The sequence below is a fragment of the Anaerovibrio sp. genome (assembly GCF_024697385.1).
In the GTDB taxonomy this organism is placed as follows: domain Bacteria; phylum Bacillota; class Negativicutes; order Selenomonadales; family Selenomonadaceae; genus Anaerovibrio.
Genome location: NZ_JAILFV010000121.1, coordinates 1 through 14252, shown reverse-complemented (window position 1 = coordinate 14252; position 14252 = coordinate 1). Strand labels below are relative to the sequence as shown.

General features: G+C 45.6%; 8 protein-coding genes. 5 read left to right on the top strand and 3 right to left on the bottom strand.

Going from position 1 to position 14252, the window contains the following annotated elements; translation table 11 throughout:
* Positions 1 to 400 precede the first annotated feature (400 nt).
* The 4 genes from K6C05_RS06915 (at position 401) to phnD (ending at position 9176) form a co-directional block, all read left to right on the top strand.
* Positions 401 to 4636 carry an acyl-CoA dehydratase activase-related protein gene (locus K6C05_RS06915; RefSeq protein WP_296732911.1) on the top strand — a complete coding sequence of 1412 codons (4236 nt, stop codon included), beginning with the start codon at positions 401 to 403 and terminating at the stop codon, positions 4634 to 4636.
* Positions 4637 to 4727: 91 nt separating this feature from the next.
* Positions 4728 to 5954 (top strand): DUF445 domain-containing protein, encoded by a 1227-nt coding sequence (locus K6C05_RS06910; protein ID WP_296732909.1) that lies wholly within the window; start codon positions 4728 to 4730, stop codon positions 5952 to 5954.
* Positions 5951 to 7201: a DUF445 domain-containing protein gene (locus K6C05_RS06905; protein ID WP_296732907.1), complete on the top strand. Its 1251-nt coding sequence runs from the start codon at positions 5951 to 5953 to the stop codon at positions 7199 to 7201. The genes K6C05_RS06910 and K6C05_RS06905 overlap by 4 nt, the downstream gene beginning before the upstream one ends.
* 40 nt (positions 7202 to 7241) lie before the next feature.
* Positions 7242 to 9176: a phosphate/phosphite/phosphonate ABC transporter substrate-binding protein gene (gene phnD, locus K6C05_RS06900; RefSeq protein WP_296732905.1), complete on the top strand. Its 1935-nt coding sequence runs from the start codon at positions 7242 to 7244 to the stop codon at positions 9174 to 9176.
* Positions 9177 to 9267: 91 nt separating this feature from the next.
* Here phnD and K6C05_RS06895 read toward each other — a convergent pair whose 3' ends face one another.
* The 3 genes from K6C05_RS06895 to murQ form a co-directional block, all read right to left on the bottom strand.
* Positions 9268 to 10374 (bottom strand): MupG family TIM beta-alpha barrel fold protein, encoded by a 1107-nt coding sequence (locus K6C05_RS06895; RefSeq protein ID WP_296732903.1) that lies wholly within the window; start codon positions 10372 to 10374, stop codon positions 9268 to 9270.
* Positions 10349 to 11719: a PTS transporter subunit EIIC gene (locus tag K6C05_RS06890; protein ID WP_296732902.1), complete on the bottom strand. Its 1371-nt coding sequence runs from the start codon at positions 11717 to 11719 to the stop codon at positions 10349 to 10351. Before K6C05_RS06890 ends, K6C05_RS06895 begins: the two co-directional genes overlap by 26 nt.
* Before the next feature lie 79 nt (positions 11720 to 11798).
* Positions 11799 to 12707, bottom strand: a complete 909-nt coding sequence (murQ, locus tag K6C05_RS06885; protein WP_296732900.1) for an N-acetylmuramic acid 6-phosphate etherase — start codon at positions 12705 to 12707, stop codon at positions 11799 to 11801.
* 371 nt (positions 12708 to 13078) lie between these two features.
* On the opposite strand from murQ, the gene K6C05_RS06880 reads away from it, so the two are divergent.
* Positions 13079 to 13936, top strand: coding sequence for a flagellin (locus K6C05_RS06880; RefSeq protein WP_296732898.1), 858 nt, complete (start codon positions 13079 to 13081; stop codon positions 13934 to 13936).
* The last annotated feature ends 316 nt before the right edge of the window (positions 13937 to 14252 follow it).

The window sequence follows — 14252 nt, the reverse complement described above, 5'->3', positions numbered from 1 at the left end:
GCCATTGTTCAAATTTTTCTTCTTTAGAAGAAAAATCTTCCAATTAGCGTTTCAACGAGCTGGGAGATATGCTCGCCAGCTGTTGTAGTTTGTTTTCCCCCACCTAAAGAGGAAGGGGACATCTTAAAGCTCGTTATAACTCGGTGTAAGATGTCTCCCCACCTATAGAGGAAGGAGACATCTTTAGCGCGTAATACTTTAAAAACATATACAATAAATTGTTAAATTTGTTATAATATAAAGTAGATTTATTGTGTCTGTAAATAATATGAGACTCATAATTTACCTTAGTGTTAATTATGTTCATTTTGTTTATGGCCAGCAGAAGCGGATGTATGCACGATTGAAGCTTGTCGTGAATGAGTACAGACATTTATATAGTTTTGCGGGTGGTGAAAAAATGAATTCTCTTTTACGGGTTGGGATTGATGTGGGCTCCACCACAATCAAAGTAGTAGTTCTTAATAAAGAAAGAGAATTGGTCTATAAGAAATATGCACGACATTTTTCGGAAATCAATTCTGTCTTAAAGGAAAACCTTAATGCCCTCAGCAAGGTAATTGAGAATAAGAAGTTTTCTCTGGCTCTTACCGGGTCAGCTGGTATGGGAATCGCTGAGCGTATAGGCATTCCGTTCGTGCAGGAGGTAATGGCCTGTGCAGCGGCTGTTAAGGCCTTGATTCCTCACACTGATACTGTGGTTGAATTAGGCGGTGAGGATGCAAAGGTTACATATTTTGGTGAGGCACCTGAGCAAAGAATGAATGGTGTATGCGCTGGTGGAACAGGCTCCTTTATTGACCAGATGGCTTCCCTGCTGTCTACTGATGCACAGGGACTTAATGCTCTGGCTGAAAAGGGTAAACAGATATACACAATTGCATCACGCTGCGGTGTTTTTGCTAAAACAGATATTCAGGCACTGATGAACGATGGTGCTGCCAAGGCTGATATCGCCCTGTCAATATTCCAGGCTGTAGTCAATCAGACTATCAGCAATCTGGCCCAGGGGCGTCCTATAGATGGCAATGTTGCTTTTCTGGGGGGACCGTTGCACTTTTTGCCTGAGCTTAAAAAACGCTTTATCAAAACCTTGAAGCTGCGGGATGAAAATGTGGTCAAGGTAGAAGACGGCAATTATTTTGTGGCTGTTGGAGCAGCCATGTCAGAGGAAGCACAGGAGATAGATGTTGCCCAATTAAATAACTGCATCAGCAAGGCTGAATCCATTGTAGCGTCTGAGAATCATCAGGCGGATTTTGTGCTGTTTAAGGATGAGGCGGATTACAACAGCTTCAGGGAACGCCATGCAAGGGACAAGGTGCCAAAGGCGGATATGGCCCAGTATCATGGACCGGTATATGTGGGTATTGATGCCGGCTCAACTACTACCAAATTGGCAGCCATTGGCAAAAACAAGGAGCTTTTATACACATCATACGGAAGCAATCATGGTTCGCCACTAAAAACTGTAGTCGGTGAAATGAGAGAGCTTTATGCTGCCTTGAATGAGGATACCTATATCGCTTCCGTCACAACTACCGGGTATGGGGAGGCTATTGTAAAGGCGGCCCTCCATGCAGACGGCGGCGAGGTGGAAACCTTTGCCCATCTCAGGGCAGCACAGGAATTCTGTTCGGATGTTTCCTTTGTACTGGATATTGGCGGTCAGGATATGAAGTGCTTTTATGTTCATAAGGGCAGTATAGGCAGCATTATTCTCAATGAAGCATGTTCAGCCGGGTGTGGCTCCTTTATTGAGAATTTTGCCCAAAGCCTGAATCTCACGGCGGGAGAATTTGCAGCCAAGGCTTTGGAATCCAAGGCACCGGTTGATCTTGGTACCCGATGTACCGTATTCATGAATTCAAAGGTAAAGCAGGCCCAAAAGGATGGTGCAGCAGTAGGGGATATTTCTGCCGGTATTGCGTTATCCGTCATAAAAAATGCCCTGTTTAAGGTTATGCAGCTCAAGGATGTAAGCTCCCTAGGGCAGAACATAGTCGTGCAGGGTGGGACCTTCTACAATGATGCAGTGCTTCGTTCCATGGAGCTGCTGCTAGAAAGAAATGTTATACGCCCTGATATTGCAGGCTTGATGGGGGCTTATGGTGCAGCAATTTTGGCCCTGGAATCCGGTAATACCAAATCTGATATTTTACCTGCTGAGGCCCTGGAGAATTTTTCTGTCAAGACCAATTCCTTCCGTTGTAAGGGATGTGGTAATTCCTGCCAGGTGACGGTACAGACATTCCCTGATGGCGGCCGTTATTTCACCGGTAATCGCTGTGAGCGTGGTGCCGGCAAGGAAAAGAAGGAGCGCACAGCTGCCAATATTTACAGCTTCAAATATGACAGGCTGTTCAATCACTATCAGCCTATGGTTGGTGGCCATCGTGGGCGCATTGGCATACCACGGGTGCTCAATATGTATGAGGATTATCCTTTCTGGTTTACCTTCTTTACAGAACTGGGCTATGAAGTGGTTATTTCAGGTGAGTCCTCAGCAAAACTTTATTACAGCGGCATGGCAACCGTGCCGTCGGATTCCCTGTGCTATCCGGCAAAATTGGTGCATGGCCATATAATGGATCTTATAGAGCGCGGCATAAATAAGATTTTTTATCCATGTCTTCCATACAACATGGATGATGATTACCATCCGGCGGACAATCATTTCAACTGTCCGGTGGTGGCGTCCTATGCAGAGAATATCCGGGGCAATATGGACATTTTGCGGGACAGAAATATAGACTTCCTTGAGCCTTTTTTGCCAATCAATGACAAGAAAAAAATGGTGAAGCGGCTTTATCAGGAGCTAGGGATAAGGGAAGGGCTGAGCAAGGGTGAAATAACCAAGGCAGCAGCCAAAGCCTATGATGAGCTGGAGCATTATCGTGAGGAAGTCCGTCAGAAGGGTGCTGAAATATTAAGGGAGGCCGAAGCCAAGGGACAGCATGTTATCCTGCTGGCCGGTCGTCCATACCATATTGATCCCGAAATAAACCATGGTATACCGGAAATGATCCAGAGCTATGATTTGCCTGTTATTTCTGAGGATGCAGTATATCATATGCCGGTTAAGTCCGAGCCTTTGAAAATAGTCAACCAATGGAGCTATCATGCCCGCCTTTATCATGCGGCTCACTATGTTGCAGAGCATGAAAATGTGACGCTGATACAATTCAGTTCCTTTGGTTGTGGGCTGGATGCCCTGACCACAGGCCAGGTAAAATCCATTTTGGAGGACCATGACCGGATATATACCATGATTAAGCTGGATGATGTTAGCAACCTTGGCGCGGCCAGGATAAGACTGCGCTCCCTGATTGCTGCCCTGGCTCGCCGCAAGCCTTCTGGCTATAATGAAGTGGAAATATCCCAACGGCCGTATTTTACAGAGGAATGCAAGGCCAAACATACCATTTTGGCCCCTCAGATGGCACCTATTCATTTTAATCTTTTCCAGACAGTGCTCAACAAGCATGGCTATAAGGTTATCATCCCGGATATGCCACGCTCGGCAGTGGATGTCGGGTTGAAGTATGTCAATAATGATATGTGCTATCCGGCCATAGTGGTTATTGGACAGCTGCTTAATGCCATACAGCAGGGGAAATGCGATCCGGACAATACTTCTATTATGTTGTTCCAGACCTGTGGTGCCTGTCGGGCCACCAACTATATGAATGTTTTGCGTCAGGCACTGAAGGATGCCGGGTACCCACAGATTCCTGTGTTTGCCTGCTGGGGACTGGAAACAGATGCCTTCAAATTTACCAGGGATAGCCTTATTGATGCCATTAAGGCTGCAGTGTATGGTGATGTTCTGATGAATGTCAGGAATCGTGTGACGCCATACGAATTGCACAAAGGCGAGGCGGCAAAGCTCTACGACATATGGATGGAGCGCTGTCGGGAGGACCTGTCACAGCGTCGGGGAAGCTATAAGCGTTTTTCTGCCAATATAAAGGCCATAGTGGATGATTTTGAGGCCATTCCAATAGATGAGAATTTGTGGAAGCCAAAGGTGGGAATAGTTGGCGAGATTCTGGCCAAATACCATCCTGTGGCTAATAATCATATAGAAAGGTTCCTTCAGGAGGAAGGGGCTGAGGTAGTAATGCCTGATTTCGTGGATTTCTTTATGTATTCTGCCTATGATGCTGTAGTCAAGAGGGAGCTTCTTGACGGAAAACTGAAAAATAAGCTGATAGCCCAGATGTTTATTCAGCTTATGGAGTTCTATCGTAGGCCGGTGCGTAAAGCCATGAAGCACAGCAAAAGGTTTACGCCACCTCACACTATCAAGGATATTGCACAAATGGCCAAGCAGCATGTTTCCCTTGGCAATATGGCCGGTGAAGGCTGGTTCCTCACCGGAGAGATGGTCAAACTGATCAGAAATGATGTTCCCAATGTGGTTTGCCTTCAGCCTTTTGGCTGCCTGCCAAATCACATTACCGGGAAGGGCGTTATCCATGAATTGCGTCGTTATTACAAGGATGTTAATATCCTTTCCATTGACTGTGATGCCGGAGCGAGTGAGGTTAATCAGATGAACCGCATCAAGCTGATGCTTTCAGTGGCCAAGGAAAGGGGCAAAAATCAGTCTGTCATGCCTAGAAAGGCCTGAGGTGAAGCTGATGCGTCTGCATCCGGTGATATGTTGGGTTCAGGTTTTGGGGGCACTGGCCAAAGTGTTTTGATATATAACAGGTGTAAATATGAAGAAAAAATATAAAGCCACTACGGTACTGGCTGCTAGTGTTTTAGGAGCAGTGGCTACGGCTTCATGGCCATCCTGGGGTTTTTTTGGTGGCATGGTGCATAATGGCTTTTTGGCGGCTACTATTGGTGGCATGGCGGACTGGTTTGCCGTAACGGCATTGTTTCGCAAACCCCTTGGTATTTCCTATAAAACTGAAATACTTATCAAAAACCGTCAGAGAATAATGGATGCTCTGGTGGAATTTACCGGGAATGATTTACTAAATACTGACAATGTAATGAAATTCGTTCACAAGCAAAATCTTGCAGGGCTTTTGGCGACATATATAGATTATCAGGGGAAAGAACGGTTGGCTGTTCTTACGGCAGATTTGACCAAGGTACTGTTAAGGGAATTTGATATCAAGGCCATGTCGCAGGTAATAGCCCCAAAGCTTCGGGATTTGGTGGCTGAAAAGCTTGCTCCTGCTTTTCAGGAGATAATAGTCTCAAGATTGACCGGGAATGAAGCTGCACAGCTGCTAATCAAGGGGATTCTTGACAACAGCGATTGTCTTATTAAGGATGAAGAGCTGCACAAGGTACTTCAGGACAATGTCCGTGAGCTTTTGAAAAAATATGAGGGTGATGGCGCAGGCCGGGCCTTTGTTCTTGGCCTCCTGGGTTTGGATGCCCCCAAGTTGACGGATATTCTTTTAAGAAAACTGTCTGAATGGATTGATGCTGTTAGAGGGGACGAATTCAGACTACAGATTTTTTCTCAGCAGATGGGCCTGTATTTACAGTCATTTGTTGGCAATCAGCAGCTTCGGGAAAAAATGCTGGAGCGGTTCATGGGGATGCTTACAGAAGATTTTGTAGCGGCCATTCTGACCAAATATATGGCCATGGCGGCGGAAAGCAGCCCTGTAGAGGCTAGAGTCAAAGCAGCCACCCATGATTTTTTGCAGAATTTTGTTGACAATCGTACATGGCAACAAAAAACAGATAATGTGATCAAGAACTGGATGGCAGTAGAGCTGGAGGAAAATCATGATGCCATAACATCCCTTATCGAGGAACGGCTGAATGCCCTTTCAGATGAAGACCTTGTGAATTTTGCCGAGGAAAAGGTGGAAGACGACCTGCAGATGATCAGAATCAATGGATCTGTTGTAGGGGCCCTGGCGGGAATGATATTATATGGTGTAGTTTATTTCGCGGGGCAGGTGATTCATCCATGATATGGCATAATTGGAACAAAGCTGATAAAACCTTGTTGGGAGCGGCAGCCATATTCCTGTTTGCCCTGTGCCTGCATATTCAATATCCTCAAAATATTTTTGCGGATGGGATTTTGTTCTGTGCAGAAGCAGCCCTGGTAGGCGGGATTGCGGATTGGTTTGCCGTGACGGCACTTTTCAGGAAACCCTTGGGTTTTCCTTATCACACTGCTATTTTGCCCCGACGCCGGGAGGCATTTGCCAAGGCCACAGGCAGAATGCTGCAAAATGAATTTTTCTCCAGGAAGAAGCTGTTAAAAAAGGCAAAATCCATTGATTATGCAGGGAAAATAAAAACTTGGCTGGCTGATTCAGCCAACAGGGCCACCGTTGCCAAATGGCTCCAGGGAGTGCTGATACAGCATTCTGATGCTTGGAAGAACGCCATTGGAGATAATTTGACTCAATGGATAGATGACGATGCTTTCGGGAGCACCCTGTTGGAAAAAATTCGGTCAGAGCTTAAATATGACAGTATTGCCACAGGTATTTTGGATACTCTGGTACAAAGAGCACAACCTTTTGTTTCCGGAAATGAATTTAAGGTTATGCTGTTTGGATACCTTGAACAGTACCGTGATGAGAAGCTGGACAGCCCCTTTGTCAAAATGATGGCAGGGGCAGCAGAAGCCACGAATATCATTAATCTTGAAGAGGCCACCGAGCTTACGATAGCCCAGTCCCAAAAGATATTGGGCTTACTGGAGCAGGAGGGAGCAGAGGAAAGACAGGTGTTTATTTCAGCACTGTCAGACCTGGTAAAATTGTCCCTAAATAACGAGAGTTGTCAGCAGGATTTTATAGGCATGTGGTCGAATGGTACAAAGGGTGGTTTTAGTGTAAGTAAGGCAGTTTCAGATATTGATATTTCTGAGGATAATAAAACCGGGGAATTGATATATGGATTTGCAGCTGTTCTTGTAGACAGTATATACAGGGTTTTGGGAAATAATCAAAGATTGGTTGAGACTATCAATGATACTGTATATCAGATTACAGGACGAGGGGCATTACAGGCGCAGGAGATGCTGGGGGATATAGCCTGTGATGTGATAGGCAGCCTCACGGATGATCAGATGAACCATCTGGTATACGACAAGGCTGAACCGGATTTGTTGTGGATTCGTATGAATGGGTCAATTGTTGGAGCCCTTATAGGGTTATCCATTTTTGTGATATCCTGTGTGTTTTCAGGTAGAATTTGTTGACACATGAGAATATCACTATGATAAAGGAGAGAAATAGGGAATGAAGACAAAGCTTATTTTATGTCAGGTATTGAGTGCTGCTGTTGGCTGTATTGCCGGGGCACTCCTTTCCAGCAGCTTGGGGACAGCTGTTGCCATTGTTGTGGGAGTTATCGTTGCAGGTGCAATTGGAGCTTTTGGGGTGAACACCATCCTAAAGGACAGCAATGCTATCTCAGGTACTCCTCCGGTACCTGCAGTAAGGCCGGCTGAACGGATTGCCAAAAAGCCACAGATTGTGAAGCATGATATTGATATGCTCAGTATATCCGAGGAAATGGCCTATGCATCTGAGCAGCTGCTTTGGGGAATAGATCAGTTCAAAAATACCTTGAAAAAACTGGACCAGCTTGCATTGTCCATCAGTGCCAAGAGCCAGGGTAATGCCAGCAGCCTGGAGGAAGCATCTGCAAGTGTTATGGAAATTGCGGGTTCAGCACACAATGTTTCAGAAACAGCCAATTCAAGTCTTGAACAGTGCAGGGATTCAACAAATCTGGCAGAAAAATATCAGGATGCAATCAATGAGGTGAGCACTGCCATAAAAAATGTTGGTCAGGTAGTACAGTCAGCAGTGGCAGATATTAATGAGCTTAATGTGGCATCTGAGAAAATTGAAAATTTTGTTGAGAAAATTCGTGGTATAGCCAGCCAGACCAATCTTTTGGCACTGAATGCGGCCATAGAGGCAGCTCGTGCCGGAGAGCATGGAAAAGGCTTTGCTGTTGTAGCTGAGGAAGTAAGAAAACTGGCTGCTGAAAGTGAAGGAACCACAAAGGAAATAGAAGAAATTGTCCGTGAAATCACTGGCACTACTGCAGGTGTTACCAAGAGCATGCGCGATGGAAGCCAGCGTCTGTCCGATGTAGAAGGTATGGCGGCTTCATCGGCTTCTGCCATGGGTGAGATGGTAAAGAATATTCATACAATAGAGTCTGTGGTCAACAGCCTTAGTCAGATGTCTGTAAAGCAGTGCGAGACTACCGATGAGATGGCCAGGGTTATTGAGGGAATAGGTCAGACTACTGTAGAGATAGCAGGCAACACCCAGGAAACCAGTGCCAGTGTCAGCAGGCAGCTTGACAGCCTTGATACCATCAAGAACTATGCAAGCTCCCTGTTGAATGTAAGTGATGAATTATTACAGGTGGCTGTGAAGTTTAAGGCAGATGATGAAATTATATTTGCCGTAAATCCATTTGCACCGCCTGAGAAGATTAAGCAGACCTATGAGCCTGTGCTGAACAAGGTTGCCCAAAATGCCGGACTGAAGGCCAGGGTAATAATTGTTAAGGATTATGAAGCTATAGGCAATGCCCTTAAAAACAAGCTGGCAGATTTTGGCTGGTTTTCACCGGCAACCTATGTTTCCACTAAGAATCAGTTAAATATTATTCCTTTGGTCACTCCGAAGGTTAATAATGCAACATCGTATAACGGTTATATCATCGCCAGGAAGGGCAGTGGCATAAAGACTCTGGATGATCTGGCAGGTAAGTCCTTTGGTTTCGTGGACAAGAAATCTGCCTCGGGTTATGTGTATCCAAAGGCAGCACTTGTAGAAAATGGCAAGAATCCTGATACCTTCTTTGGCGCTACCCGCTTTATGGGCAGCCACAGCAAGGTTATAGATGCTGTGCTCAATGGTGAAATTGAGGCTGGTGCTACCTACTCCGAAGCCTTTGAAGCAGCTGGCAGCCGTGCATCAGATAATTTGGACATCATCTTTATGACAGAGGCAATTCCAAAGGATGCAATTTCTGCAGCGCCGGATGTTTCTCCGGAGGTTATCAGCAGGCTTACTGCAGCCTTTGAGCGCATGACTGACAGTGATGCTGCCTGTGGCCAGCTGATGAAGAGCATCAAGCTCAACGGCTTCGTAAAGGCCAAGGATTCTGACTATGATGTGGTAAGAAAGGCCGCTTCTAATGGCTGATTGGCAATAGCTTGTCATGGTTCCAACAGTATATTGGTAAAATTAAATGGACTCCCTTCGGGGAGTCCATTTTTGCTTAAATATTTTTTAGTCAGAACAGGAATTTAAAACCCCTGCCAGGAGTGAGGTAGTCTATTAGCTGCAGTTCATTGTTGGAAAGTGATGCTACTATGTTCACCCGGTAGTCTGAAGGCAGGTCAGTTTTTATAATCTGTAGTTCACCCTGATAGCGACCATAGTTGATGTTGTCCAAGGTGATGTAACCACGCTTTCTCGGGCCACATTGTTCAGGTGGAAGATGAATGCCGGCTTCCTTCAGATACAGACGACTTTCCTGGGTGCGTATCACATCCCTGGCCTCGTCAAGGCGGGTGGTATATTCCTTGTGCAGTAATGCAAGTATCCCTGGCTTACTGGTCCACAGCTCCGGCCTTAGGATTATGTGGGTGGAGTCCTGCAGTTCTCCAAGTAATTTCAGTTCATCACTGCTGGGGAGAGAATCTCCTACAAAGACAGAATCCACATTCAGGGCCAGCATGTGTCGCAGGGCAAAATCAAAGCTGGTTTTTCTGTGCTGCTCCAGTGTAGGCAGTCCGGCGCCGATTGGCGACCTGGGACGATTGAAGCTGGGAATGAAGCAGGCTACTTTTACGCCATATTTGTGAAGCAGTTGATTTTTAGCAGTAAAAAATGCTTCCTCCAATCCGGTATTTTCCCGGGGAAAGAAATTATGTGACGCTTCAAGGGTATTCATATCGACCTTTGCCGATGCAAGAGACTCAAGAAGCTCCGGAGTGGCGGTGGAGGCATTAAGCTGCAGCTTTATGCCCAGGCTGTTGTGACTCATCCCGGCAATATCCTCAGCACTAAAGCCGTAATCAAGACGCAGGGTGGTAATCCCCATAGCTGCAAAACCTTCCAGTGATAAATCCGGCAAATCCAGGATATCCATAACGGCAGGTGAAATATCAGTAACAACATCCACGTTTTCTCTTTTTGCGACTGACAGTAACTGTCTGAACTCCTTTTTGAGGGCATCCTTATTGCTCTCCGGTATGTGGAGGGAAGTAAATATCCGCCGAATGCCACATGCCTCGGCCTGCCGTATAAGTTCAATATTTTCCTCCAGGGTATTATCCAGGCCAATATACACGGAGATACCATTATCCATATCAGTTAATCCTTTCTGTGGGGTCATCGAAACCTACGATGTAGGTTATTAAAAAACCGGAAATATAAGCTACAACAAGACCTGCCAGGTACATTGGAATATTGTCGGTAACAGCAGCCAGTGGCAGACCGGATATTCCTATAGCCGTGGAGCCTATCATAAAGGCTGCCTGAAACGCACCGCCAAACGCACCACCGATACAGGCGCAGATAAAGGGCTTCCCCAAGGGCAGGGTGACGCCGTATATCAAAGGTTCACCGACTCCCATGAGCCCGACAGGAAGTGCGGAGATAATAGTTTTTTTGAGTAATTTGCTTTTCGTTTTTACATATACAGCCAATGCCGCACCTATTTGTCCCGCACCGGCCATGGCCAAGATAGGCAGGAGAATAGTGACACCATATTCAGATAACAGCTGGGCATGAATCGGCGTCATGGTCTGGTGAACCCCTAGCATGACCAAAGGCAGCCAAATGCCCCCCAGAATAAATCCCGTCAGGGCTCCTCCCCTGGATACGGCTTCAGTGGCTGTACTGCCGATGAGCTCAGCTATTACTCCTCCCAGTGGTTGAAGTACAAGGATGGCAGCAAAGCCACCCACCAAAAGAACCACAAGAGGTGTAAGGAAAAGGGTGAACATTTCAGGGATGATTTGCCGCAGCTTTCTTTCCAGTACTGCACCTAAAAAAGCCACAAGCAGGACGGCGATTATACCGCCTCGTCCAGGTGTGAGCTGCATGCCCATCAGCTGAATATCACCAAGCATGGGGTGACTGATAACAGTAGCCAAAAGGCCGCCCATTATCGGAGATCCGCTGAATTCCTTTGCCGTGTAGATACCTACAAAAATGTTCAGGGCAAAGAATATGGTGTTGCCCATAATGGACAACAGGTGTGCCATAGAATTGCCGGCAAGGCTGGGATCTAACTTTAGGGCAATATTTAAACAGCCTGTTATAAGGCCGCAGGCGATAAAGCCCGGTATAAGAGGCAAAAATATATTTGCAACACGCCTGGTCATCAGCTTAAAGGGAGTGGAATTTTTCTCCTTCAGTTTTTCCTTGACCGCTTTGTAGTCCCCAATAGGAACAGCCTGTTTATCGGCAGGCTGAGATACTACATGATTTTCCAGAAGGGCCGTGAATTCCTCATATACACCATTGACCCGCCCTGGGCCAAGGATAATCTGGAACTCTGTGGATGACATATTTGTACCCAAAACACCTTCTGTTTTCTCTATTGCTGCTGCATCAATCATAGCTTCTGATGTGAATTTTAATCTTAGCCTGGTCATGCAGTGAGCTGCTTCTGTAATATTTTCCCTGCCTCCGGCGGAGGCAAGGATAGATTCTGCCAGTTGTTTATAGTCCATTGAGTATACCTCGATTTTTACTGTTATCTGCTGTTAGCGGTTAGAGTAGTTGTGAATTCAGGGAAATCCCCTGAATGAATTAGATTTTTGGGAGAGCTTCCAGTGCTTTTCCAATGTATCCATCAGAATCATCCAGTATTTTTTGGGATTCTTCTATGGATTTACCGGATAAAATGTGGAAAATAGCTAATTTAGCCTGACCATTGGCATTTTTTAGAGCAACGGAGGCTGTTTCCCGGTCACATTTTCCGGCTGCCATAACGATGCGGACTGCCCGTTCATTGAGCTTCTGGTTGGAGGTCTTTACATCAACCATGAGATTTCCATAGACCTTGCCCAGCTTGATCATTGTACCGGTGGAGATCATATTGAGCACCAGCTTTTGGGCGGTACCGGCCTTCAGACGGGTAGAGCCTGTAATAACTTCAGGCCCTGGCTGAACTACGATAGAGTAATCAGCTGCAGACTCCATTGGCGAGTTAGGGCTGCAGGTGAGGGACACTGCCACCGCACCAATTGATTTGGCGTATTGGAGAGCCGACAGGGTGTATGGTGTGCGCCCCGAAGCGGCGATACCCACCAGGACATCTTTTGGGGAGAATGCGCGCTCCCTTAAATCCCTTGGGGCAAGCTCCAGTGAATCCTCGGCGCCCTCTACGGCCTTAAAAATCGCATTGTAACCACCGGCAATGATGCCCTGCACCAGGTCAGGATCGGTCCCAAAGGTAGGAGGACATTCTACAGCATCTAAAATACCCAGGCGTCCCGAAGTGCCGGCACCTATATAAAAGAGCCTCCCTCCCTTGCGCAATCTGTCAGCAGTAATATCTATTACCTGACCTATTGCATGAAGCATCGGTTTTATGGATAAGGCTACCTTTTGATCCTCAGTGTTGATAAGGGCCAGCATATCATCAGTGGATAGCCTGTCGATGGATGCTGTGGAAGGGTTTGGAGTTTCTGTTGCAATTTGAGATAAATTAATCATTAAATGAATTTCCTCCGTAGGAAGTGATGGAATAAGAATTGTCCTATAGTAAATTTCATCCTCTAAGGTAACTACCTGTAGAGGCCCTTCGAAAATTGACGGGTAAAAGTCACATATCTGAGTATATCACTTTGACCCCTTTTGACATCGGACAAAAGTAGGTTTTATACAAAAATATTATACTAAAAAAAATAAGTAATAGCATTTTTTTACTGGAATTAATTTAGTTAAAGGATTTATTATATTGGTTATTTTTAATGTTAAAAAATATTAGTTGACAATGGGCATGTATACAATTTAAAATAAATTAAATAATAGTAAAAATCTCGAATTATGCAGGTTATTATGTGTATTAGTGAGGGGTGAATGTCATGAGTATCGGTGGAGTTATGGGCGGGTTAAACCAATCCCTTAACAATCTTAATCGAGCCCAATCAACGCAAGCCCAAAGTATTCAACGGATATCGACAGGTTCCAAATATTATAATGCCGGTCAGGGTGCGTCTGAATATGCCATTATTCAGCGCATGTACAATAATATTGGCAGCGTAGCACAGTCAAACAGCAACACTCAGACAGCTAATTCCATGTTGAATGTGGCTGCCGGTGCTGTAGGTAATACTGTAAGTTCTTTGTCATCCCTGAAGCAGACATTGATCAGTGCAGCCAATGGAACCAATGGTAGCCAGGATATTGGCGCTTTGCAGAAAAGTGTTAATCAGACCTTGTCTCAGATTAATTCCAATTCCCAGGTGACCTATAATGGACAGCAGCTCCTGGATGGAAGCCAGTCATTGCTGGTGGCAGGTTATAATGGTTATGAGACTGTTAATCTTGGGGATATGAGTACCAAGGGACTAGGCCTGACGGACAGTGATGGTAACAGTACCATCAAGCTGGGCAGTCTTGAGGATTTGGGCAGTGCAATTGAAACTGTGGACAGTGCATTAAATACAGCATTGGACCAGGCAACTAATATCGGTGCTGCGCAGCAGGGATTGGATTATCAGTCCAGCAATTATGTCACTATGGAAGAGTCTCTTTATGATGCAGTTTCCACAATAGGCGATACTGATATTGCCGCAGAGTCTGTGAATAATGCCAGTGCAAATAGTCAGAGCCAAATAGCTTTGTGGGCTATCAAGCAGGGAATGCAGTCCATGAGTCAGCAGACATTGGCCGGTTTGAATAACCATAGCCGTGGTGCAGCATTCGGGATGCTGTCATAAAACGAATTTAATATTTTGTGATGTTAACGGGTGTATGTCCTTCACTGTTATGGTGGTTGGAGTGCACCCGTTAAATATTTGTGGATGAGACCGTTATCGGTAGGAGCTTGGACTTCCTGCCGATAACGGTCTTTTTCGCCAAAGGAACTCATATGCACGATGGATGTAAATCAAGTGTTATAACGCCATTGTTCAAATTTTTCTTCTTTAGAAGAAAAATCTTCCAATTAGCGTTTCAACGAGCTGGGAGATATGCTCGCCAGCTGTTGTAGTTTGTTTTCCCCCACCTAAAGAGGAAGGGGACATCTTAAAGCTC

Coding starts and splice junctions, on each gene's coding strand:
- K6C05_RS06890 (WP_296732902.1), bottom strand. CDS start 11,719: ATGGACTATAAACAACTGGCAGAATCTATCCTTGCCTCCGCCGGAGGC.
- K6C05_RS06905 (WP_296732907.1), top strand. CDS start 5,951: ATGATATGGCATAATTGGAACAAAGCTGATAAAACCTTGTTGGGAGCG.
- murQ (WP_296732900.1), bottom strand. CDS start 12,707: ATGATTAATTTATCTCAAATTGCAACAGAAACTCCAAACCCTTCCACA.
- phnD (WP_296732905.1), top strand. CDS start 7,242: ATGAAGACAAAGCTTATTTTATGTCAGGTATTGAGTGCTGCTGTTGGC.
- K6C05_RS06880 (WP_296732898.1), top strand. CDS start 13,079: ATGAGTATCGGTGGAGTTATGGGCGGGTTAAACCAATCCCTTAACAAT.
- K6C05_RS06910 (WP_296732909.1), top strand. CDS start 4,728: ATGAAGAAAAAATATAAAGCCACTACGGTACTGGCTGCTAGTGTTTTA.
- K6C05_RS06915 (WP_296732911.1), top strand. CDS start 401: ATGAATTCTCTTTTACGGGTTGGGATTGATGTGGGCTCCACCACAATC.
- K6C05_RS06895 (WP_296732903.1), bottom strand. CDS start 10,374: ATGACCCCACAGAAAGGATTAACTGATATGGATAATGGTATCTCCGTG.